General features: G+C 54.0%; 22 protein-coding genes. 20 read left to right on the forward strand and 2 right to left on the reverse strand.

Features of this window, described 5'->3' with window-relative positions; translation table 11 throughout:
* The first annotated feature begins 89 nt into the window (after positions 1–89).
* A complete protein-coding gene (locus tag JWG43_RS04900; RefSeq protein WP_205241701.1) occupies positions 90–470 on the forward strand; it encodes a thioesterase family protein in 381 nt (126 codons plus the stop codon).
* A 122-nt stretch (positions 471–592) separates the two neighbouring features.
* On the opposite strand, the gene JWG43_RS04905 is transcribed toward JWG43_RS04900, so the two are convergent.
* Positions 593–1,069, reverse strand: coding sequence for a TSCPD domain-containing protein (locus JWG43_RS04905; RefSeq protein WP_240193388.1), 477 nt, complete (start codon positions 1,067–1,069; stop codon positions 593–595).
* 546 nt (positions 1,070–1,615) lie between these two features.
* Between JWG43_RS04905 and ileS the strand changes: the two genes are divergently transcribed.
* The 16 genes from ileS (at position 1,616) to JWG43_RS04985 (ending at position 16,603) form a co-directional block, all read left to right on the forward strand.
* On the forward strand, positions 1,616–4,423 hold the full coding sequence (ileS, locus tag JWG43_RS04910; protein ID WP_205241703.1) for an isoleucine--tRNA ligase: 2,808 nt from the start codon (positions 1,616–1,618) through the stop codon (positions 4,421–4,423).
* Positions 4,424–4,436: 13 nt separating this feature from the next.
* Positions 4,437–4,901 carry a signal peptidase II gene (gene lspA, locus JWG43_RS04915; RefSeq protein WP_205241704.1) on the forward strand — a complete coding sequence of 155 codons (465 nt, stop codon included), beginning with the start codon at positions 4,437–4,439 and terminating at the stop codon, positions 4,899–4,901.
* A 37-nt stretch (positions 4,902–4,938) separates the two neighbouring features.
* The gene (fabD, locus tag JWG43_RS04920; RefSeq protein WP_205241705.1) at positions 4,939–5,889 is read left to right on the forward strand and encodes an ACP S-malonyltransferase; all 951 of its coding nucleotides are present in this window, start codon (positions 4,939–4,941) and stop codon (positions 5,887–5,889) included.
* Positions 5,890–6,035: 146 nt separating this feature from the next.
* Positions 6,036–7,385: a signal recognition particle protein gene (gene ffh / locus JWG43_RS04925; RefSeq protein WP_205241706.1), complete on the forward strand. Its 1,350-nt coding sequence runs from the start codon at positions 6,036–6,038 to the stop codon at positions 7,383–7,385.
* Between the two features lie 235 nt (positions 7,386–7,620).
* The gene (gene rpsP, locus JWG43_RS04930) at positions 7,621–7,878 is read left to right on the forward strand and encodes a 30S ribosomal protein S16 (RefSeq protein WP_205241707.1); all 258 of its coding nucleotides are present in this window, start codon (positions 7,621–7,623) and stop codon (positions 7,876–7,878) included.
* Positions 7,879–8,109, forward strand: coding sequence for a KH domain-containing protein (locus JWG43_RS04935; protein WP_205241708.1), 231 nt, complete (start codon positions 7,879–7,881; stop codon positions 8,107–8,109).
* 35 nt (positions 8,110–8,144) lie between these two features.
* Positions 8,145–8,648 carry a ribosome maturation factor RimM gene (gene rimM, locus JWG43_RS04940; RefSeq protein ID WP_205241709.1) on the forward strand — a complete coding sequence of 168 codons (504 nt, stop codon included), beginning with the start codon at positions 8,145–8,147 and terminating at the stop codon, positions 8,646–8,648.
* Positions 8,649–8,665: 17 nt separating this feature from the next.
* Positions 8,666–9,448 carry a tRNA (guanosine(37)-N1)-methyltransferase TrmD gene (gene trmD, locus JWG43_RS04945; protein WP_205241710.1) on the forward strand — a complete coding sequence of 261 codons (783 nt, stop codon included), beginning with the start codon at positions 8,666–8,668 and terminating at the stop codon, positions 9,446–9,448.
* Entirely contained in the window at positions 9,408–9,998 is a 591-nt protein-coding gene (locus tag JWG43_RS04950; protein ID WP_240193389.1) for an RNA methyltransferase, read from the forward strand. The genes trmD and JWG43_RS04950 overlap by 41 nt, the downstream gene beginning before the upstream one ends.
* A gap of 301 nt (positions 9,999–10,299) precedes the next feature.
* Positions 10,300–10,647, forward strand: coding sequence for a 50S ribosomal protein L19 (rplS, locus tag JWG43_RS04955; protein WP_205241711.1), 348 nt, complete (start codon positions 10,300–10,302; stop codon positions 10,645–10,647).
* A 378-nt stretch (positions 10,648–11,025) separates the two neighbouring features.
* Positions 11,026–11,745, forward strand: a complete 720-nt coding sequence (rnhB, locus tag JWG43_RS04960; protein ID WP_205241712.1) for a ribonuclease HII — start codon at positions 11,026–11,028, stop codon at positions 11,743–11,745.
* Positions 11,746–11,749: 4 nt separating this feature from the next.
* Positions 11,750–12,133 carry a YraN family protein gene (locus tag JWG43_RS04965; protein WP_338033234.1) on the forward strand — a complete coding sequence of 128 codons (384 nt, stop codon included), beginning with the start codon at positions 11,750–11,752 and terminating at the stop codon, positions 12,131–12,133.
* 270 nt (positions 12,134–12,403) lie between these two features.
* Complete coding sequence (gene pdxA / locus JWG43_RS04970; protein WP_205241714.1) at positions 12,404–13,423, forward strand: 4-hydroxythreonine-4-phosphate dehydrogenase PdxA; 1,020 nt, start codon at positions 12,404–12,406, stop codon at positions 13,421–13,423.
* Positions 13,420–14,040: a dTMP kinase gene (gene tmk / locus JWG43_RS04975; protein ID WP_205241715.1), complete on the forward strand. Its 621-nt coding sequence runs from the start codon at positions 13,420–13,422 to the stop codon at positions 14,038–14,040. The genes pdxA and tmk overlap by 4 nt, the downstream gene beginning before the upstream one ends.
* Positions 14,028–15,788 (forward strand): tetratricopeptide repeat protein, encoded by a 1,761-nt coding sequence (locus JWG43_RS04980; protein WP_205241716.1) that lies wholly within the window; start codon positions 14,028–14,030, stop codon positions 15,786–15,788. The genes tmk and JWG43_RS04980 overlap by 13 nt, the downstream gene beginning before the upstream one ends.
* A gap of 80 nt (positions 15,789–15,868) precedes the next feature.
* Entirely contained in the window at positions 15,869–16,603 is a 735-nt protein-coding gene (locus JWG43_RS04985; RefSeq protein WP_205241717.1) for a hypothetical protein, read from the forward strand.
* On the opposite strand, the gene JWG43_RS04990 is transcribed toward JWG43_RS04985, so the two are convergent.
* Positions 16,584–17,549 carry an AMIN domain-containing protein gene (locus tag JWG43_RS04990; RefSeq protein ID WP_205241718.1) on the reverse strand — a complete coding sequence of 322 codons (966 nt, stop codon included), beginning with the start codon at positions 17,547–17,549 and terminating at the stop codon, positions 16,584–16,586. The two genes, JWG43_RS04985 and JWG43_RS04990, sit on opposite strands and share 20 nt — an antisense overlap.
* Before the next feature lie 366 nt (positions 17,550–17,915).
* Between JWG43_RS04990 and JWG43_RS04995 the strand changes: the two genes are divergently transcribed.
* From JWG43_RS04995 to JWG43_RS05005, 3 genes are all read left to right on the forward strand, one after another.
* Positions 17,916–20,462, forward strand: coding sequence for a TIGR03960 family B12-binding radical SAM protein (locus JWG43_RS04995; protein ID WP_205241719.1), 2,547 nt, complete (start codon positions 17,916–17,918; stop codon positions 20,460–20,462).
* 173 nt (positions 20,463–20,635) lie between these two features.
* Positions 20,636–21,979 (forward strand): TrpB-like pyridoxal phosphate-dependent enzyme, encoded by a 1,344-nt coding sequence (locus JWG43_RS05000; protein ID WP_205241720.1) that lies wholly within the window; start codon positions 20,636–20,638, stop codon positions 21,977–21,979.
* Positions 21,980–22,211: 232 nt separating this feature from the next.
* A complete protein-coding gene (locus tag JWG43_RS05005; protein ID WP_205241721.1) occupies positions 22,212–23,519 on the forward strand; it encodes a D-alanyl-D-alanine carboxypeptidase/D-alanyl-D-alanine-endopeptidase in 1,308 nt (435 codons plus the stop codon).
* The last annotated feature ends 32 nt before the right edge of the window (positions 23,520–23,551 follow it).

The following is a 23,551-nucleotide window of genomic DNA, read 5'->3' on the forward strand; positions in this document are numbered from 1 at the left end:
TGTTCAATTCCCGGAGTAGCGTTTCTGCCTGTGCAAACAGGTGGGACAGTACCGGGGCAACCCGCTTCTTTCCAGGGAGGATCGTTGATATGGAAATTCAGATACCACAAGGAATTCGCGGCAAAGAGGAATTGATCGTTGGTTTTGAGGATACAGCAGCCCGGTACGGAAGCGGGCTGGTCGAGGTTTTTGCCACACCGGCCCTGGTCGCTCTGATGGAAAAAACCAGCCTGCAGTCGGTGCTGACCTATCTGCCGGAAGGGTACGGTACGGTTGGCATCAAAATTGATATCGCGCACAGTAAGGCCACTCCCATCGGTATGAAGGTCACCTGTGAATCGCATCTGGTAGAAATCGATCGCCGTCGTCTGGTTTTTGAACTGGTCGCTCATGATGAAAAAGGGGAGATCGGCAAAGGCCGACACGAGCGGTTCATTATCGATACCAAAAAATTCATGGAGAAACTGTAGACCAGCTGTTTGCTTGCCCATTCTTTCCATCTAGAAACGAGGGCTGTGTGGGGTTTGTCATGCCTCCGAGGAGCTGGTGTGCGTTTGTGACCGTTCACCTTCGAGGAGCGCGGCACAGAATGTCATTCCCTGGGAAGATTGTAGCGGCTCAAGACCCTGTACAGCATGTCGGGGAGGTCGTTTTTCTGGCGGGAGCTGCGTTGAATCTGTTTGAGGCATTTATCGAAGGTCAGCGTTTCGCCAAGAGAAATATGACGGAGAATAAGAGAGATAAGCCTGGTAATGGTGGTCAGGTTGGAAATGCGTGACTGCAATTCGTGATCGCGATCAAAGGCAGTCGACGCAAACACCTCCACCGGCTTACCCGCCACTTCACTCACCGAGAGGTACCACTTGTTGCGGTCCCGGTCCACGGTCCGATACCTTTTCCCGTCAAGAACATCAGGCAACTCGGCCTCACTGTCGATGGACCGTTTTTCCAGATTGGCAAGGATCGGTTCGTTGCGATGCAGCAGCCAAAGTGCCCGTATTCGCTCCGGATGATCCCTGATGGTGTCAACAATAATCCGACAGGACTGGCAAGCTCCGTCCTCAGACAACAACGACGGTTGCTGTTGTTGTCCACAAATGCTGCAAGCAGAAATTGGAATTTCGTTTTTCACGATCTAGCTCCGTTTTTATAGCCCTGAATCCATGACGGTGGGTGGGACGCTCACGGATTCAGGATAACGCTCACTGCCAAGGCGTGGCGTCCTCCTCGGAACGAGCAAGATACAACGGCATTGATAAAAGGACAAGCCAGGAGAACGGCAGTCGCCGGCAGACAGCTTAGATGAGTTAATTTGTCTGGCTGCTGTTGAGCTCTGCACCGGGTGGAACCCGTTCAGCTGAGGATGATGTGTACTTCAATACGTGCCGGCTGAACGCTTGTTTTGGATATTTATTGCTGTCCTCAGGTTATAATTTTAGCGGAATCCTTGATAATAACCTTCACCAGCCTCCCTTCGGACGGACGCTCACAGGTCCAGGGTGTACATACTGCCTCACCGCCTTTTCCCTTGCAGAATCAATCTTGTTTGTTAAAATTACAAGCTTTATGCAGGGTCCACTTTTTTACTTTTTTCTGAGATGCATAGAGAACGGGAATGGATTACAAGGATACGCTGAATCTGCCACAGACCAGATTTAAAATGAAGGCCAACCTGACCCAGAAAGAGCCGTTGGCGCTTAAGCGCTGGGACAGGGAGCAACTCTACGAGCAATTGCAGCAGGCAGCAGCGGACCGACCACTTTTCGTTCTCCACGACGGTCCTCCCTATGCCAACGGTAACATTCATCTGGGTACAGCTTTCAACAAGGTGCTCAAGGATATTATTCTTCGATCTAAACGACTGGCCGGGTTCAATGCACCTTTTATTCCTGGCTGGGACTGCCATGGCCTCCCCATTGAACATAACGTTGATCTTGACCTCGGGGCCAAGAATCAGACCATATCGGTTCTGGGAAAGCGTGCTGCCTGCAGGTCCTATGCGGAAAAATGGATAAAAACACAACGGGAACAGTTCAAACGTCTTGGGGTGCTCGGAGACTGGGAGCATCCCTACCTGACCATGAACTATGCTTATGAGGCGGTTATCGCCAGGGAGTTCAATACGTTCCTGTTGTCCGGGGCGATTGTCCACGCCAAGAAACCAGTATATTGGTGTGCGACTTGTACCACGGCTCTGGCCGAAGCCGAGGTGGATTATGGCGATCATACCTCGCCATCGGTGTACGTCAAGTTTCCCGTCGTTGACGATCTTGGTGCAGTGGTGCCGCAACTTGCAGGACGCACAGTGCAGGTGCTGATCTGGACCACGACGCCCTGGACTCTGCCTGCCAATCTGGCCATTGCATTTCATCCGCAAACCGAATACGCCGCCGTCGAGGTCGGTGCCGAAGTCTGGATCCTGGCCAAGGAGTTGGTCGCATCCTGCATGAGCTTGTTTTCGCTTGAAGACTACACTGTCATTGCCACTTTTTCCGCCACTGGGCTGGAGGGAAAACGCTGCCGCCATCCCTTCATACAGCGGGACTCTCTGATGGTCCTCGCCGACTATGTGACCACCGAGGCCGGAACAGGGTGTGTACATACCGCCCCTGGTCATGGCGCTGATGACTATCTCACCGGTCTCCGTTATGGTCTGGAGGCGTTCTCGCCGGTGGATGATCAGGGTTGTTTTACCGCGGCGGCGGGCAAGTATGAAGGAATGCGGATTCCCGACGTCAACCGGCAGCTTTTAGAAGATATGGAATCCGCCGGCGTTCTGGTCAAAGAGTCTTCCTTGAACCATAGCTATCCCCATTGCTGGCGTTGCAAAAAACCGGTGATGTACCGGGCCACTGCCCAATGGTTTATTTCCATGGACAAACTGCAGTTGCGCGATCTGGCCTTGCGGGCCATCGAAGAAGTCACCTGGACGCCTGCTTGGGGCAAACAGAGGATTCAGGGGATGGTCGAGTCCAGACCCGACTGGTGTCTGTCCCGTCAACGGTCCTGGGGAGTGCCGATTACAGTCCTTTCCTGTGCCGAATGCGGCGAGGTGCTCAAGGATGCGGGGGTATGTGACCGGATCGATCAACTCTTCCGCAGAGAAGGGGCTGATGCCTGGTATACACATGAAGCAGTTGATTTCATCCCCCACGGAACACGCTGCGTCTGCGGTCACGGTTCGTTTCGCAAAGAAACCGATATTCTGGATGTCTGGTTTGATTCCGGTACCAGCCATGCCGCTGTCCTCGAACACCGCCCCGAACTGCGTGCCCCGGCGGACCTGTATCTTGAAGGCAGTGATCAACACCGCGGCTGGTTTCAATCCTCCCTTCTCACCGCTGTCGGGACGAGGGGCCGAGCACCCTATGCAGGTGTCTTGACCCACGGCTATGTGGTCGATGGCCAGGGTAAGAAGATGTCCAAATCGGTTGGCAACGTCATCGCCCCTCAGGAGGTCATCGACCAGTACGGTGCCGAGGTGCTGCGTCTGTGGGTTGCCAGTGAAAACTATCAGGATGATGTCAAGGTCTCCGATGAAATTCTCCGGCATGTCTCCGACGCCTACCGCAAAATGCGCAATACTTTGCGTTTTCTGCTCAGTAATCTCTATGATTTCAACCCAGCTACCGACAAGGTTCCCCAGGAGGCATTGCTCGACATCGATCGCTGGGCCCTGGTGAAGTTTGCTGAGTTGAGCGAGCGTATCACCAGCGCGTATGAGCGCTATGAGTTTCATGCCATTTATCAGGGGCTGCATACTTTTTGTGGGATTACCATTTCCAGCCTTTATATGGATGTGCTCAAGGACCGGCTGTACTGCTCCGCTCCGACCAGTCCGGAACGACGGGCAGCACAAACTGTCATCCACCGTATCCTCGACGGGTTGTTGCGATTGATGTCCCCAATCCTCTGTTTTACGGCCGCGGAAGCATGGGAACACCTCTATGATCATAGCGAGGAAACCCCACTGCGGGAGTCCGTGTTCTTTACCGACTTTGCTCAAATCGATGATATCCTTCGAGACAGGTCTTTTAATGAGCGATGGAATACGCTACTCACTCTGCGAAGTGCTATAACTCGGGTGCTTGAACTGGCCCGAAGGGATAAAATCATTGGCCTCTCGTTGGATGCGGAGGTGGTTCTGCGGGTTGAGGATACATGGGCTGGTTTCCTCGCTGACAATATCGAGCAACTACGGGAACTCTGTATTGTTTCCAGCCTGCGGCTGGCTGGGGAAGAAGATCAGGATCGGCTCTTCACCCCGGCGGAGATTCCCGTTGGCGTCGCTCTTGCTGTCCATCCGGCGCCCGGTGTGAAATGTGAGCGTTGCTGGATGGTTACCACAACCGCTGGCGAAGATCCCCAACATCCTTCTCTCTGCCGTCGTTGTGCCAAGGTTGTCAGCGCACTGGCGGTTTGAACTGGTTTTTCCCGTGACTTGGTTTTTCAGCATCATCATTTTGACCGTGTTCGTCGACCAGGTCAGTAAGTACTGGGTATTTCATAATTTCATTCTTTTTGAAAGTAGAACCATCCTGCCCGGTTTTTTCAATCTGACCTATTTGACCAATAATGGAGCGGCCTTCAGTATTCTGGCCGGCCAGCCGGCACTGTGGCGACAGGTCTTTTTTATCGGCACCGCTCTGGTCGCCCTGGTGCTGATCTGGCTCTTTCAAAGAAGTTACGGTAGAAACAGTACGCTGTACACCGTGGCCCTGGCCTTGGTTGCCGGCGGTGCTGTCGGCAATATGATCGATCGGATCCGCTTTGGATTTGTCATCGATTTTCTTGATTTTCACATTGGTAGCTACCACTGGCCGACCTTTAATGTCGCAGATTCCGCCATTTTCATCGGTGTTTCTCTGTTTATTTTTAAAAACCTGGTGCTTGATCGCTGAATAAGGGCACCTGGAACCCGCACCGCAGAACTGAATCATGAAAAAAGCAGCAATAATTTTTCCAGGTCAGGGATCCCAGTATCTCGGCATGGGTCAGGTCTTTGTCGAACACGATCCCGATGCCATGGCGGTCATGGATCTTGCCGAGAAAATCAGTGGATTCCCTATTCGCCGACTGTGCTTTGAAGGACCCATTGAGGATGTAACCAGGGTACTGTACCTGCAACCCGCGTTGACAGCGGTGAATCTGATTTGCTGGCATCAATTGAAAAAACGCCTGCCTCACTTCTGTCCCGCTTTTCTCGCTGGACACAGTTTGGGAGAATATTCAGCACTGTATGCCTCCGGGGTCCTTTCGCTGGAAGATACCCTTGCTTTGGTGACCAAGCGTGGTGAACTGATGGAACGCGAGGGCGCCAGAAATCCGGGCGGCATGCGGGCGGTCATTGGCTTGGGTATCGAGGAGATCGAGCGGATCCTGCAGGAGTACTCCGGGCCTGGAGTGGCTGTCGTTGCCAATCACAATACAGGCGTTCAGGTGGTCCTGTCCGGTGACACCAGGGGGCTCGACGGGGTTAGTCAACTCTGCGCCGCGCGGGGTGCTAAAGTCATTGCCCTGAATGTGAGCGTTGCCAATCACAGCCCACTGGTGGCTGGGGCGGTTGCTGATTTTGCGGAGTACATGGCGGGGATTTATTTCCAAAGCCCTGAAATACCAGTTCTTTTTAATGCAACCGGAGGGTACGAGCATCAGCCTCGCGAGATCAAAGCGATCATGGCTCGGCAAATCGCCTCGCGGGTCCGTTGGCTGGAAAGCATGTCTCGGATGATTGAGGAAGGAGTTGAGCTTGTCGTTGAACTGGGTCCAAAAAATGTGTTGACCGGCATGATGAGGAAAATACTGCCGCGAAAAACGGACATCCTCTGCCTGCAAGCTGACGGTCCGGAAGCTCTTGATGAGGTTGTCAGGGTGCTGAGCAAGCGATAACGCCTTGGACCACCATCGTTTTCTTCTTACTTGACAAGACGGTATCGTTCGAGTAATAAAATGCGCTTTTCCTCTTTGCAACACTGAGAGAAGCGTGTAGTCCGTATCCGCGCTTCAATTCACAGCGACAAAACAGTGTATGAATCATGTTTGAGAAATTAACCGACCGCCTCGAAAGTGCTTTCAAAAAGTTGCGCGGGCACGGCAAACTGACTGAGGAAAACATCCAGGAGGCCATGGGTGAGGTGCGCACCGCGCTCCTGGAAGCCGATGTCAATTTTGCCGTTGTCAAGGAATTCATTGCCACGGTAACGGAGAAAGCCGTTGGCCGGGAGGTCCTGGCCAGCCTGTCGCCGGGGCAGCAGGTGGTCAAAGTCGTTCACGAGGAACTGGTTGCCTTGCTTGGCGGCCAGGCCCAGCCGTTGCGGCTTGATGGACGGCAGCCGGTCGTGATGCTGCTGGCCGGTCTCCAGGGCTCGGGAAAGACAACAACAGCCGCCAAGCTGGCGCTTCAGCTGAAAACGAAAGGGCGTCATCCTTTTCTGGTTCCGGCTGACGTCTACCGACCTGCAGCTATCGAGCAGCTGCATATACTCGGTGAACAGATCGGTGTACCGGTTTTTTCTTCAACAACCGCGCAAAATCCGGTGGATATAGCCCGAAGGGCGGTGGCTGAGGCCTCAACCAGCGGTTATGACACCGTGCTCATTGATACGGCTGGGCGTCTCCACGTCGACGATGCTTTGATGAACGAGTTGCGGGAGATCAGCCGGGTGGTGCCCCTGGCCGAGATTCTGTTTGTCGCCGATGCCATGACCGGTCAGGATGCAGTGACCGTAGCCGAACGATTCAATGCCGAACTGGAGATAACCGGTGTCATCCTGTCCAAGATGGAAGGTGATGCCCGGGGGGGGGCCGCCCTTTCCGTGAAAAAAGTGACGGGAAAACCGATCAAGTTTGTTGGTGTCGGTGAATCCGTCGAAGCGTTGGAAGTCTTCCATCCCGATCGGACCGCCTCGCGCATCCTTGGTATGGGGGATGTGCTGTCCCTTATCGAAAAAGCGGAAGCGGTTGTCGATAAGAAAAACGCGGAACAACTGGCACAGAAAATACACAAGAATACGTTCACCCTTGAGGATTTTCTCGACCAGATCCAGCAGATCAAGAAAATGGGCAGCCTGGAGCAACTGTTGGGGATGATCCCCGGGGTCAGCAAGCTCAAGCAATTGAAGGATGGACCACAGCCCGATCCTAAGGAATTGGGCAAAACAGAAGCGATCATCCGGTCCATGACTCTCAAAGAACGACGGAACTACAAGATTATTGATGGCAGTCGCCGAGCCCGTATCGCCAAAGGATCAGGGACCACGGTTGCCGAGGTGAACCGCGTGCTGAAGAGTTATACCATGATGCTGAAAATGATGAAGAAAATGAAGGGCAAAGGCGTTATGACCGGCGGAAAGCGTCGTAAGATACCCAAGGGAATGGTTCGATAAAAAACCTTGAGCCTTTGACCGGCCTGGCCGCAACTGACCGCCCGCCGAATTGATGCAACCCTGCCCCGGGGATGTCAGCGTGCATCCGCTGCGTATGAGCGATGAGGGCACCCGGTTTCTTGCCCTGCTGACAAGAGCCGTTTACCTGAGAAAAAAGCATACCCAACAATCAATCATCGTCCCATGCAGAAGTTGCTCTGTCGAGACGAAGATATCCATCGGAGGATAATACACAATGGCAGTTCGAATTCGTTTGACCAGAATGGGCAGAAAAAAACATCCGTTTTATCGAATAGTCGTCGCTGACAGTCAGGCACCTCGCGACGGCAAATTTCTTGATATAGTCGGTACCTATGATCCAATGCAGGACCCGGCAGCAGTTCGATTCGACAGCGAGAAGCTTGATGACTGGATAAAAAAAGGGGCCAAACCGACTGAAACGGTCCAGAGCCTGATAAAAAAATATGTGCCGGAAGTGGTCACCACCGCTTAAATGAAAGAGTTGATAGAGTTTATCGCTTCAAGGTTGGTTGACCATCCGGAAAAAATAGCAGTGACCCTGCAGGAAGATGAGGAGAGTGTCATCATTGAATTACGGGTCGCCCAGGAAGATCTGGGCAAGGTGATCGGCAAACAGGGAAGAACGGCAAGGGCCATGAGGGCGGTGCTGGCCGCTTCCCGCACCGGCGACACTAAACGCGCCCGGCTGGAAATCGTGGAATAGTGACCGTGGATGCCTGTCTGCGACCGGAGCGTTTCGTGTTGCTGGGCACTGTGACCAAACCACATGGTATCCGGGGGGAACTAAAAGTTCGACCTGTTACCGAACAACCGGAGAACATCGCCCGATACCGCCACCTGTATCTTGCAGTCAGTGACCAAGGCAGGAAGATGCCTTGTACCAATATTCAGGCCAGGGTGAACGGCCGGACGGTGATCCTCAAGTTGGAAGAGTGTTCCACCCGGGAACAGGCTGAGCAGCTGGCAGGAATGCGTATATGGGTCGCCAGCAGTGATTTGCCGTCCATCGACGGTGATCAGTTTTACCTCCACACCCTGGTAGGTAAGCAGGGCTGGACCGTGGACGGAGAGATTATCGGCATGGTCCGGGCACTAATGAGCGCCGGAGGCCAGGATATCCTGGTGCTGGGAGAGGAGAGTAAAGAATATCTGATCCCAGTGACGAGGAAATTCATTGTTGCCATTGAAGAGGATCGGATTGTTTTCGACCTGCCCCCGGGATTGCTCGAAATAAACAGCTGAGCCTGGATTGGGCCCTGATGGTATTTGATATCCTCACTATTTTTCCTGATTTTTTTTTATCTCCCCTCCAAGAGGGAATCGTGCGCAGGGCACGAACTGCGCGAAAAATCAGCGTGGATGTTCATGATATCCGTGGCTATGCACTTGACCGTCACCGCATGACAGATGATCGGCCTTTTGGAGGCGGAGAGGGCATGGTAATGAAACCTGAACCTCTTGCCCGCTGCCTGCAGGCGATAGCTGTTGATCATGACCGGTCGTCGATCATTCTCCTGTCCCCCAGAGGGCGGCAATTGAACCAGGAAACAGCGCAGCGCCTGAGCCAATACTCCCGGCTGATTCTGGTGTGCGGCCGCTATGAAGGGGTAGACGAGCGATTTCGTGACCGGTATGTGGACGAAGAACTATCCATTGGCGATTATGTCCTCACAGGTGGAGAACTGGCCGCCCTGGTCGTTATCGATGCGGTAACCAGATTGCTTCCCGGTGTTCTTGGTTGCTCCGCATCGGTTGACCATGATTCGTTCAGCCGCGGTCTGCTGAAACATGGACAGTTTACCAGGCCGCGTATTTTTGAGGGGGTACCTGTTCCGGATGTTCTTCTCTCCGGTGATCATCGTGCCATAGCTACCTATCGGCTGATCGAGTCGGTTCGGATCACCATGGATCGGAGACCAGACCTGCTGGCAACCGCCAGGTTTACAGCCGATGAGCAGCGTATATTGAAAAAAGAAGGACTGCTTGAACAGGTCGAAGCCATTGTCCAGGAAAGCAGGAGCAAATTGTCCCATCCGGGTTGATATTGCTCTGGTTCATTATCCGGTCATCAACCGGCACGGTGAAATCATAGGGTCGGCGGTCACGAATCTCGATCTGCATGATATTGCCCGGGCTGGGAAAACCTATGGAGTGGGTACCTTTTGGGTGGTGACACCCTTTGCCGAACAGCAGCTTCTGGCAGGACAGATCGTCGAACACTGGATCAGTGGCCATGGGGGCAGGGTCAATTCGGACCGTGGGGCGGCTCTGTCCCTTATTTCCGTCTGCAGCGACCTGGCCGAGGCTGTTGCCGGCAGTACGGAACGCTTCGGTCAGACACCTCTTGTGCTTGCCACCTGTGCCAGGATGCAGCGCAAGACTATCCCCTATGAAACGATACGGGAAAAAGTTTGGCGGGGACAACCCCTTCTGCTCGTTTTTGGAACGGCCTGGGGACTTGATCCCGAAGTTCTGGGCCGCGCGGATGGTGTCCTGCCCCCCTTGTGCGGCATGACCGATTTCAATCACCTTTCTGTTCGGTCTGCGGCAGCAATCATTCTCGATAGACTGCTTGGGGTGTTGGAGTGCTGATAACCGTTTGCTGGACCGGGAATCACTGGTACCTGGATCCGTGAGCGTGCCGACGAACGCCCCCAAGGACGGTGAGTGAAGGTCGTTGTCAAATGTTTTGAGGCAATTTATAGCCTGATGACAGTATAAAAATACTCAGGCAAGAGTCCAGCCGGCACGGATTCAGGTATCGTTTACTTGGACCGGGTAAACGCTGACAAGAGGAAGAAGATTATTTTCCAGGATGATTTTTGGAGGCATCCTTCGGAGCGAAGCACTGGAGGTGAGCAGCTTTACCCCCGCAAACTTAACAGGTGTGACTATGCATATATTGGATAAAATTGATCGAGAGCAGATGCGTTTTGACATCCCGGCCTTCCGGCCTGGTGACACTGTCAAGGTGCATATCAGAATTATCGAAGGGAACAAAGAACGAGTGCAGGTGTTTCAAGGAGTTGTGTTGAAGCGCAAACGCGGGACCATGAACGCCACCTTCACTGTCCGCAAGATCTCTCACGGTGTCGGGGTCGAAAAAACATTTGCGCTGCATTCGCCGCGAATCGAGAAGATAGAGGTTGTCACCTTGGGCCGTGTCCGACGATCCAGGCTTTTTTATCTGCGTGAACGTCGCGGCAAAGCTGCTCGAATCCGGGAGCGTGGCATCATCTGAAACAGGTTTTCCTCTTTCCCACAACGGGGAGGAGCACGAAGATTGGCAGGATCCAGACACCCGGGAGTTTTTCAGGCTGCCGGGTGGTCCTTGTTCCCTGTTGAGCACCCGTGTCACCTTTTCCCACTGCCGCTGGGACAGATGGGTCCTTTGCAAAGAACCTGCATCCGTGAGCGCTCGTCCGTGCGTCAGCTTCGTTGTTCGTCGCCGTTCGATTCAAGGAGACTTTATTGGACGGGTACGGGCAATGAAGATGGTGTGCGGACGGATGCCCCCAAGGGCGGCTGGTGAAAGGTCTTTTCAAGGGTTCCGCTACAAGCATAATCTGAGTACAGCACGATATATCCGAAACAAGCGTCCAGCCGGCCCGGATTCAGGATGAAGCCAACCGATTTTTTTCTATCCAATCCCGCTTGTCAACCTGGTGATACCTTTTTTTTCGAGCGTCAGCTCCAGGAACAGGGATACCCGGTTGTTGCAGGTCTTGATGAGGTCGGTCGCGGTCCACTTGCCGGTCCCGTTGTTGCCGCATGTGTCATCCTGCCGCAGGACAGCATCTGTTCTCATTTCAAAGACTCTAAATCCATCAAGTCCAGCCGTCGCAGGGAGCAATTATCTGTCTCTCTCACCACCATCGGAGCCATCGTCGGGATTGGCAGTGCCGATCCTCGGGAAATCGAGGAAATCAATATCCTCCAGGCTGCTTTGCTGGCCATGAAACGGGCCCTTGAGGATTGTACCCGTAATAACGAGGGGCGTGCACCGCACCATCTGCTTGTTGATGGTTCCTTTCAAATACCATCGCCCATACCCCAGCTCGCCCTGGTCAAGGGAGAATCGAAAAGCGCATCCATTGCTGCTGCCTCAATTGCTGCCAAGGTGGTTCGGGACCGGCTTATGGCTGATGCCCACAGACTCTATCCCCAGTATGGTTTTCTTAGCCATCGAGGCTATCCCACCAAGGCGCATCGTCAGGCCATCAATCGCTATGGACCGTGCCCATTGCACCGGCGCACTTTTCGCGGTGTACGCGAATACCTCGGCGCGGGCGGAACTCCTTTTCCGCGGAAACAGGGCAGTCTGTGGGAAGGAGAGTGATCCGGTGGGCAAGAAAGAAACAAGTGTGGGCACCGGCCAGTTGGGTGAGCGTATCGCTGCAGAGTATCTGACCGGCCAACGCTATGAAATCCTGGAGACCAATTACCGCAAGCCTTTTGGGGAGATGGATATCATCGCCAAGGATCAGGGGGTAGTGGTCTTTATCGAAGTGAAAACCAGACATGTTTCAGCGTTCTGCGCGACTGCTCTGGAAGCGGTTGACGTCAGAAAGCAGCGTCGTCTGTCGCGCATTGCCCGGGAGTATCTCCTCAGCCGGCGTCTGGATGATGTCCCAGCCCGTTTTGACGTCATTGCTATTGTCCTCAATCAAAAAAATCAGGCCGACAAAATCGAGCATATTCGAGATGCTTTTGATTGTTGTGGATAGAAAAGAAGCATTGGCTACAACAACCCTGCGCGTGCAATCAATGACCTGAATCCGTGACGGCTGGACACTTGTTTTGGATATATCGTGCTGTAACCAGATTATACTTGCAGGGGAGTCCTTGATAATGATCTCCACCAGCCGCCCTTCGGGGCATCCGTCCGCACGCCATCTTCATTAATAATCTCACTGTGGGAGCAATTGCAACCGGTCAAGGAGACAGGGATGGTGAGCACCCGTCATCGTCTGCCATGAAAGGTTTTGAGGAAAGCCATGGATGAGAAAATACAGGCACCTATTGCCGTGACCATGGGCTGCCCAGCTGGTATTGGTCCGGAAATACTCTGCAAACTTTTCAGTGAAGAGCAAATGCCCGTCGCCGGTCATGCTGTTGTGATCGGTGATCAAGGTGTTCTCAAACAGGCTGCCGAATTGGTTGACCAGCCACCAGTCATTGTTCCCTGGCAGCCGGGTGAGCCCATCCACAAAGGTACTCTGCCTGTCATCCAGGTCGGGCAGGCCGGTGACCTGACTGTCCGCTGGGGACATCCGAACCGCAGCACCGGAAAGGCCATGGGTCGCTACATCGAAGAAGCTGTCCACCATATCGTTCAAGGGCACTGCAGCGCCCTGGTCACCTGTCCCATCGGCAAAAAAAGTCTACGTGAAGCTGGATACTTCTATCCAGGGCACACGGAAATGCTTGCCGCGCTCACAGGAACCGCCAAGGTCCGGATGATGATGGCTGGGCCGCGGCTTAAAGTGGTTCTGGTCACCATCCATGAACCACTATGTCGGGTCAGTCAACTTCTTTCCCGGCAGGAGATCGTGGAGTGTATTCAAACCACCCGGCATGCCCTGCAGCGTGATTTCGCGGTGCGTCATCCACGTATTGCCGTGGCCGGATTGAATCCCCATGCCGGTGAGGCGTCGCTGTTTGGTCATGAAGAGCAGAACATTATTGGTCCGGCAGTGGCCCAATGTGCGGGCGAGGGAGAGGTCACCGGTCCCTGGCCACCGGATACCGTCTTTCACCATGCCGTCTCCGGCCGATTTGACGCCGTAGTCGCCATGTATCATGATCAGGGGCTCATTCCCTTCAAATTACTTCATTTTCATGACGGCGTTAATGTCACCCTCGGACTCCCTCTGGTCCGCACCTCGGTCGATCATGGCACCGCGTACGATATTGCCGGAAAAAACTGTGCTGACCCATCCAGTCTCGCGGCTGCACTGGCCCTTGCGAAGCGTATTGTCTGTAATCGGAGAAGAATGGAACAGGAGTCGGTATGAGTACGGGCCTGCTGATCGCCTTCGAAGGAATAGACGGAACCGGCAAATCCACCCAGTTGCGTCTTCTCGCCGCTTATCTGCAGCAGCAGGGGTATACGGTCGTCGCCACCAGGGAACCGACCGACGGTCCGTATGGGCGCCAGATACGAGCCCTGTATCACAATCGTCGTCAAGTATCGCCGGAGCGGGAGTTGGAGTTATTTCTTCTTGATCGTCAGCAGCATGTGGACCTGTGCATTCAACCGGCCCTGACCAGGGGGGATATTGTCCTCACTGACCGCTATTTTTTCTCAACCGCTGCCTATCAGGGTGCTGCCGGTTGTGACCCGGAAGCTATTTTCAGGCGGCATGGTTTTGCCCCGGAACCGGACATGGTTTTGCTTTTAACCCTGACTGCAGCGGAGAGCGTCGCCAGAATTCGTGAGCTGCGGGGAGAAGGTCTCAACGATTTTGAACAGCAGGAACAACTGGAAAAGGTTGCCACCCTGTTTGCATCTTTTGCCCATAAATGTATAGTACGGATTAATGCTGCTCAACCGGTGGAAGCTGTACAGGATTCAATCAGGAAAACTGTACTGCAACTGATCAGAAGAAAGAGGAAGGGATGTACTGGCTAGCTGGCTGCAATGTTCATCGCTGGGCTGCTTTTCTGGGGTGCCTGGTATTTCTACTCAGCAGTTGCGGGTTACAGTCTACGCAACCGGGGCTGGAGAGACAGAAGCAACTGTCAGCGGTCAATGGCAGCGATGACAATGAGGTTGATTTCAGTTGTTCCTATTTTTACTTTCTCTGGGGGCGGCATGCTGAATTGCGTTACCGGTTTGCCGAAGCCCTGGAAGCCTATGAAAAAGCGCTGATCTGCGATTCGGGTGCGCAGTTCATTTATCAGAAGATACCCCTGCTTCTCCTTCGGTTGGAACGAACCGATGAAGCGGCTGCCTGGCTTGACACCTACCTGGAAAATAATCCTGAAAATTCCGGCATGAGAATGCTTTATGCCAAGGTGCTCGCCCGGCAGGGTCATCATGGTCAAGCAAGGCAGCAATACCGCATCATCAGTGACCGCCATCCCGATGATCCGACCATCCTGCTCCTTCTCGCCGAGATGTATCTTGCCGAATCTCAATTCGATCAGGCCCGATCGGTTCTTGACCGTGTCCTGGTGCTCGATCCGAACTCCTATTCGGGCCATGTTCTCCTCGCCCGTCTCTTGCGGATGGAAAATGCCATCGATCAGGCTATTGGCCATTATCAAAAGGCCTTGGCCAGGAATTGGTCCAGCGATCTGCAGATGGAGTTTGGCGAAATGTTTCTCAGCGCAGCCAGATACGAGGAGGCCGCGGCTGTCTATAGAGAGATCATCGAGCGGGAGGAGGAGAACGAAAATGCCCGTATTGCCCTGATCCATGTATATCTCTTGCAGAATAAAGATGAACAGGCTCTGGTTGAACTCAACAATCTCAGATCCTTCGTTGACCAGCCGCAGCGGGTTGACTTGACTATTGCGCGGCTGTATGCCAGGCAGAGTGAGTTCGACAAGGCAATAGCTGTCACTGAAAGCATCCTGGAGCGGGAAGAACTGGCTGAGGCCAGATATCTTCTGGCGCTGCTGTTTGTACAGACGCAACGCTATCATCGGGCGCTGCAGGAGGTCCGCCTCATTGAGCAGAGAGCCGATGAGTATTCGGAAGCGTTGTTGCTGCAGGTCAGGATTCTGCGGGAACAGAATCGCCTCAAGGAAGCTATCCAGGTGCTTGAAGAGCATGTTGCTTTAGACACCTTTCGCAGCGCCGAGATGTACAGCATGCTTGCTGTCCTTCATCAGTTGAATGACCGTGACGATCTGTCGCGAAAGGTCTTGCTTGAAGGGCTTGCTTTTTTTCCTGAAGATGAAAATCTGCTCTACGAATACGGTTTGTGGCTTGAACATAGCGGTGACCATAATGAAGCCATGCAGATCATGCTGCGGATAATCGAGTTAAAACCGGATCATGCCGCAGCGTTGAATTTTGTCGGCTATAGTTGGGCTGACCAGAAGGTGCATCTCGACAAAGCCCTGGAGTATATTCAGCGGGCCATTGAGTTGAAACCGGATAATGGCTATATCCGTGACAGCCTGGGCTGGGTGTACTTTCGGCTCGGACGGATTGATCAGGCAACCAGGGAACTGGAGGCTGCGGTGGAGCTTGTTCCCGACGATCCGGCCATTCTCGACCACTTGGGCGATGTCTACCTTGAGAGCGGTCGCATCCGGGAGGCGCTGGATATGTTCAAGCGGGCTGCGGAATTGTATGAAGATGACGAAAAGGAGAAAAAGAGGGTTCTGGAGAAGATCGAGATTCTTGAAAAGCAGGCGTCGCCTTGAGACGGTTTATCTTTTCGCGGCTATTTGATTTTGTTACCTTGGCGTGTGCGTTGCTGCTGATCTGTGGCTGTGCGCCAAAGTTGCCTAGGTCAGTGCCGCTCGATCCCGAGGAACAACAGGATGCGGCTGCCTTGCTGACCGCTTTTGTTCAGCAGGACCGCCCGACAGCTCTTGATGCCGACCTGCGACTGCAATGGGACATTCTTGGCAGCAAGGGAGGCGTCGGCGCCATCGTGCAATGGCAACGCCCGGCTTTCCTTCGTTTTTCAGCAACCGATCCACTGGGTCGTCCCTTCTTAACCGCTGTTTCCGATGGTTCTACTTTTACCATGGTGGATAATCGGGTCGGACGGATCTATAAGGGGACAACCAATTCGGAATTCTGGCATTCTCATGTGCCGGCGGCTATTCATCCTGAAGATGTGCTCCCCCTTCTTGGTGGTTTTCTCATCGTAACCGATGCCGCGAAATATCAGGCTTTCGGAGCACCGGATCTGCTCGGCTTTTGGTATGTAGGGCAAGACCCTCGCTCTTCCGTGGCTCATCATGTGTTGATCGACAGGCAGACAGGCACCATGCTCCGCCACCTCCTGGTCGAGGATGAGAGAAGTGTGCTGGTCGATGTTGTTTATTCGGCATACGGAAAGCTTGGTCAGGCGGGATATGCATGGCCTCGGGAGGTGCGCATCACCGGTAAAGCGCTGACGGGAACCCTGACCCTGTGGACAGAGATGATCTATTCGCACGATCAGCTGCCGTGGAGCGCTTTTCACTTGTCTCCGCCACCGCATTTCGTCATTGAACAGGTGCGTTAAATGGCTGGCCATCCTCCAACGTATTGACGATCATGACAAAGAGATTGTCCTCCCTGAAAAAGACCTGTTGCAGATCGTAACTCTTATTCGGTTCGAGATCGAGAACGACCCGCACACGTTCCGGATTTGTATGTTTGCCAACCCGGATGTTTTTGACGTATCGGCCATCGGCTTCGATGGTGTTGCCCACGGTATCTGCTAACTCGACAGCATCAAAATCACAGATCACCCGGGGATTGCCTTCTTCCACGCCACGTACGCTGGGAGGGAAAAAACCGTTGAGCTTGAAAAGAACCATTTCTCCCTGGGCTGCAGTTGGGTCAAAGCTGATGTTAAGGAGCCGCGGTTGGGTCGTTTCCGGAGTTAGAGCGGGCGCCGTGGCCACCTCTATCGGCCGTTCAGCCGGAGCGGGCAGGGGTTCGAAAGTAGGGGTTGTTTCCGGAGACGGCGTCTCGTGGATGGGGGGAGCCGGTTGCGTCGTTACCGCGGTTTTTTTCCCTTCAGCCTTCAGTTCCGGGGTAGCGGTGGAAGCGGTTATCAGGACCGTCAGCACCTGGGCTTGCTCGTCCAAGTGCGGGGTAAAAGTTACCCCATCGAGAGAAGCGACATCGAGAACAACCCGTGTTTTGGGTTCATCGCCGGTATGCATGCCAACCCTGATCCTCTGCACCATCTTGCCATCGACCTGCGTGGAGTTGGCGACGGTTCTGGCCTGTATCATGCCGGGGAAATCGAAGACAATGCGGGGTGTATCACCCTTCAAGGTGAAAATTGTCGGGCTGTGGGCACCATTGAGTTGCATGGTCACCTTTTCGGTCTCCGGTGACAGGGTGGTGTGATTCAGATTGCGCAGCACAGGGTTCGCGGTGGAGGCTGCTGCCAGGCAGCAGGCAAAAAGCAGTGGCAGGATTTGGCAGGCGGTGATGACAGTAAAGATCTTTTTCATTTTTCTCTCGTACGGGCAGTGAGGAAAATACGGCTTAAGCCATCCTCAAGCCGGCATTCGGCCAGGGTGGCGTGGGTATGATTGTTTCTTTTGTTAGCAAATACCGTGCCTTTTTGGGCAGGAAAAGGGTGCTCTCGCTACTGACGACGCTGTTTTAATCGATCACCAGGGTTGTACCTGTGTGGTACTAAGTACGCTCACGGATCCAGGCACCTGTATGATCAGTGATATCAGTGATATCAGTGATCACATGTGCCCTGGATCTGTGCAGACGTGGCTGCATGCACGGGCAGCAGCATCCGCGCAAATTTCAGGTTGCTGAAATTGCTTACTTCCCGGTTTTTTTGTCTTGGAGAACATAGACACGTGACCAAATTTCAGCAGGTGGATCTGGACAGGATCCTCCCCCTGGTGCGCAAACCAGGTCAATATATCGGCGGTGAATTACACGCCAGCAATGGGCATCTGCTGGACAATCATCTGAACTTTTGCCTGGTTTTCCCCGATCTTTATGAAATCGGCATGTCCCACCAGGGGTTGCAGATTCTCTATCATATTCTCAACAATATGAACCGGGTTGCCGCCCACCGTTGTTATGTGCCTGATATAGATATGGAAACCAAGCTGCGTGATTCCGGGGTTCCCCTATTTTCCCTGGAGGGCAGGTTCGGGTTGTCGGCGTACGATGTGCTTGGCATCACCTTGCCCCATGAACTCTGTTATACCAACATTCTCACCATTCTCGATCTGGCTGGTCTTCCTTTCAGGGCATCCCGGCGCAACGAAAGGCATCCTTTGGTTCTGGGAGGCGGCCCCTGTGCTTTCAATCCCGAACCGGTGGCTGATTTTTTCGATGCTGTTGTTCTTGGTGACGGTGAGGAAATCATCGTTGAGCTGGCGGAACTTCTTCTTCAGGGGAAAGATGAGGGGTGGTCTCGCGCCGAAGTGTTAGCGCACCTGGCTTCGATCGCCGGAGTCTATGTCCCCGGTTTTTTCACTCCCCGGTACGAGCAGGGGCGGCTTATAGAAATTCGTCCGCTACAACAAGGGTATTCATCGGTACGGAAAAGGGTGCTGGCAAAATTACCGCCTCCTTTCCCGGGGCACAAGCCGCTTGTTCCAGTGGTGAAACCGGTGCATGACCGGCTTGGCATTGAAGTCGCCCGTGGTTGCACCCGTGGTTGCCGTTTCTGCCAGGCCGGGATGACCTACCGACCGGTCAGAGAGCGTAGTCTTGACGAAGTCATCATTCTGGCAGAGCAGGGCATTGCTGCCGGCGGCTTTGAGGAATTGGCCTTGTTGTCCCTGTCCACAGGTGATTTTTCCTGCCTGGGTCCATTGATGACCGAGCTGATGGATCGTTTTGCCGACACCTGTGTTTCTGTATCCATGCCTTCGATGCGAGTCGGAACTTTGACACCTGAAATCATGGAAGAGGTCAAGCGTGTCAGAAAATCCGGATTCACTATTGCGCCGGAAGCGGGCAGTGATCGACTGCGCCAGATCATCAATAAAGGGATCACTGAAGATGACCTCATGGCCACCTGCCGGGACGCTTTTTTTCTCGGGTGGAATCTGATCAAACTGTATTTCATGGTCGGCCTGCCCACCGAGACGGAAAAGGATATCGAGGCTATCGTCGATCTGGCCAAGAAGATCCGCAGCCAGACTGGACAGAGGAAAGGCCGGCCGGTACAGGTCAATATCGGTGTGGCGACCTTCATCCCCAAACCACACACCCCATTTCAATGGGAGGCGCAACTCAGTCTGGACGAATCGAAGCGACGTATTGATCGGCTCAAACAGCTCCTGCCTCGGCACGGCTTTAAACTCAAGTGGCACGATCCGCGGCAATCTTTTCTGGAGGGGGTATTTGCCAGAGGTGACCGTCGTCTGGCCCGATTGGTGGAAACAGCCTGGTCCAACGGGGTCCGCCTTGACAGCTGGTCGGAACATTACAGCCTTGAACAATGGCGACGGGCCGCTGCCCAGTGCGATATTGACCTCGAAGAGTATCTGCGGCGGCGGACCACGGATGAAGTCCTGCCCTGGGATCACCTGCATACCGGGGTGGAGCGGACCTATCTTGAAGAAGAGTACAACCGGGCCCTTGCGCATATTTACACCCCGGACTGCAGAGTCAATGGTTGCCAGGGATGTGGACTGTGCGATTTTGAAAGTGTTCAGCCCGTTGTTTTTCCTCGGGGAAATGCTCTTTGCGAGCTGTCGGCGCAGGCGCGAAAAAAGATCCGCGGATCCCAGCAGCAGGGGTATACCTGCCGGGTCCGCTATACCCGCTGTGGTGACAGCCGCTTTTACGGCCATCTCGAACTGCTGCAGCTTGTTTTTCGCGCCCTGCGACGGGCAGAAGTGCCGGTCGTGTTCAGCAGTGGTTTCAACCCCAGTCCCAGAGTAGCTTTCAGCCAGGCTCTGCCGGTGGGGGTCGAAAGCCTGGCGGAATTTTTTGATGTGGTTCTGGCCCGACCGCCCGCTTCCCTGCAGGAACTCAAAGTTCGCCTTAACCACCAGTTGCCGGCGACCATCAGAGTCACCGAGATCCTCTTTCCGGTCGGCAAACCGGCTCAGAGTACGCTGATCAGCTATGAAATGCGTGGACCCTGTTTTTCCATCCAGGAATTGCAGGTCAGGGTGGCCGCTTTTCTTGCCCGGGAGAGTTTTCCTGTTGAGCGTTTGCGGAAAAACCGCCGCCAAACCCTGGATCTCCGGCCTCTGGTGCGGCGTCTAGAAGTCGGAGACACGGAGGTTTTGCTGCTCGATCTATTGAGTCATCATGGGCAACCAGCAGCCAATCCCAGGGAAATACTCGAAAAAGTTCTGGGTCTCTCTAGGGAGGAGGCCCTGCTGGTACGAATCCTGAAAACGAAAATGGTGGAGATGGCGGCGCTGTCTTGAGAATTTTGTCGGTTTACGGTAGATAAGGTCGGTTGCTCCTGGTGCAGAAGCAGGAGCGCGGTCAATGTTTCAGGATTGGGTTGGCAAGGCGCCGGGGATCAGTTTCTGACGAGTTTCTGACGATTCAAATGTGCCGAAACCACCATATCCTCATCGATAACCAAGGAGAAACCATGAAAAAGATTGTGCTGCGCGATGATGAGATACCGAAACAATGGTATAATGTCATTCCCGATATTCCCAACGGACTGCAACCACCTCTGGACCCGGTAACCCATGAGCCCATGGGGCCCGAAAAACTGGCTGCTGTTTTTCCCATGGGTCTTCTGGAACAGGAAATGAGCCAGGATCGCTTCATTGACATCCCCGAGGAAGTGCTGGAAATTTATAAAATATGGCGGCCATCGCCGCTGGTCCGCGCCAGGAAGCTTGAAGAGGCTTTGGGCACTAAAGCCAGGATTTATTTCAAAAACGAAGGCGTCTCGCCGGTGGGCAGCCATAAGCCCAACTCCGCTGTGGCGCAGGCGTATTACAATAAACGGGAAGGCGTCAAACGATTGACCACGGAAACCGGAGCAGGTCAATGGGGTTCGGCTCTGGCCCTGGCGACCTCCAAGTTCGGCCTGGAGTGTAAAGTCTACATGGTCCGGGTTTCCTTTGATCAGAAGCCTTACCGCAAATTCATCATGCAGGCCTACGGTGGTCAGGTGGTTCCCAGTCCAAGTACGGACACCAGGATCGGCCGTGAGATTCTGGCCCGGGACCCTGAGACTCCCGGTGCCCTGGGCATGGCCATCTCCGAGGCTCTCGAGGATGCTTCCAGTCGGGATGATACCAATTACGCCCTTGGGTCCGTCTTGAATCATGTGGTCCTGCACCAGTCGATCATCGGCCTGGAAGCGAAAAAACAGATGGAGATCGCCGGGGCCTATCCTGATGTCATCATTGGCTGTTGCGGCGGTGGCTCTAATTTTGCCGGATTGGCAGTACCGTATATCCCCGATTATCTCGAAGGGAAAAAAATCGAATTCATCGGTTATGAACCGGCATCCTGTCCCACTATGACCGGTGGACGCCTGGCCTATGATTCCGGGGACGTGGCCATGATGACACCGCTGCTGTATATGTACACTCTTGGCCATGACTTTGTTCCGCCAGGCATCCATGCCGGCGGCCTTCGGTACCATGGCATGGCTCCCATTATTTCGGCACTGATCAGAGACAACATCATCATCCCCAAAGCAGTCCACCAACTGGAATGTTTTGAGGCCGGTCTCCTTTTTGCCAGAACCGAAGGGATCATTCCCGCACCTGAGACAACCCACGCCATTCGCGGCACCATCATCGAGGCAATGAAAGACCCCAGGGAGCCAAAGACAATCCTCTTTAATTTCTCCGGGACGGGTTTGATAGATATGCCCTCCTACGACAATTATCTCTGCGGCAATCTCAGTGATTATTCCTATCCCCAGGAACAGATTGAGGCATCCCTGGCCCGACTGCCGAAAATTGATTAATCGAGGCAACCATTGCCGCTGTTCCACCTGCAGGTGATGAGGCGATCAGGCTATCGGGAGCCGCTGCACGGCAGCCTGGTCGCCTCCATGCGTAGAAGGAGTGTTCATCCAGAAACTTCTTCCGAATCCAGGCATGTCGGCGGATGCAGCCGCCCGGAGTTGTTGTTTCCACGCGTGGATTGGTCAGAGCAACAAAGTGTCAGAAAAAAAACCGCTTCCAAGGGGCGCCAGATTGAAATTGGCCCTGCTGCCTGAAGAAAGGAGCCTTTGTCCGCTCCGAGTACACGACTGTGCATCGCGATACAGGCAACGACAGGTTGTTGTCCTGGCCTTGTGCCTGATGCTCTTGGTGGTGTTTCCAGGCGGCGGGTTATCCGGGCATGCTGCCTGTCAAGCCCTGGCGAACACCCAGGGGAAGAATGCCTACGGGGTTGCCGACAGGGATGGCCGGATGATCGATGCCTGCAATCCTGATCTGCCATTGATACCGGCAAGTGTACTGAAAATTGGCACCGCTTTGGCTGCCCACCACATCCTCGGCGATGACTATCGTTTTCGTACCGAGTTTTATGTGGATCACCGCGACAATCTCTTTATCAAAGGATTTGGTGATCCCATGCTGGTCACCGAGGAGATGGCTTTCATTGTTGAGCAATTGCACCGGTCGGGGCTGCGCCGGGTGCGCACCCTGTATGTCGATTCTTCTGCATTTGCGCTGACGGATCAGGTTCCCGGGCGCGGTGGTAGTACCAATCCCTACGATGCTCCGGTGGGGCCCTTATCCGTGAACTTCAACACAGCCTATCTCGCCGTGGACGCAGAAGGGGGTATTCATTCGGCGGAACCACAGACGCCGACCCTGCCGTTGTTCAGGGAATTGGCCCAGGGACTGTCGCCAGGCCTTCATCGGATCAATATCTGCGGCAGCGGCCCATGCGATCTTGAAACCCGGATGGCTCAGTATGGAGGCGAACTGCTGCACAATCTGTTGGACAAGGCCGGAATTCCGGTCGTTGCTGTTGGTGGTCTCCAGAAGGTGCCACCTGATGATCAGGTGCGTCTGCTCTACAGGCATTATTCCACCTGGTCATTGGCGGAGATCAATGTTGCCATGCTCGAATATTCCTCCAATGTCATAGCCAATCTGCTTTTTCTGGCCTGTGGCGCGCAGCGGTACGGATATCCCGCCACCTGGGAGAAGGCACGGCAGGCAGTCTCCATGGAAATCACTCATCTTGTGGGACAAGAGAGGGCAGCTGGTCTTAACCAGGAGGAGGGTTCCGGTCTGTCACGCCGCAATCGGGTTACGGTTCGAACCATGCTGTCTCTTTTGGAGGCGTTTCGGCCTTATACCGATTTGCTCAGGCAACAGGGAAAAGTCTCCATGAAAACAGGGACGATGACAGGTGTTGCTGCTGCAGCGGGATATCTGACTAATGGCAGAGCGTTTGTCATTCTTCTCAACGAGTCGACCAACGACAGGTCTGCCCTTGTTCAGCGGCTTGAAGGCTGGTATGGGGAAAGTAATTCAGCTGAATAGACATTTTCCGTTTGTGCCTTATAATAACAGCA

Origin of the sequence: Desulfobulbus alkaliphilus (assembly GCF_016918545.1) — a bacterium.
In the GTDB taxonomy this organism is placed as follows: Bacteria; Desulfobacterota; Desulfobulbia; order Desulfobulbales; family Desulfobulbaceae; genus Desulfobulbus; species Desulfobulbus alkaliphilus.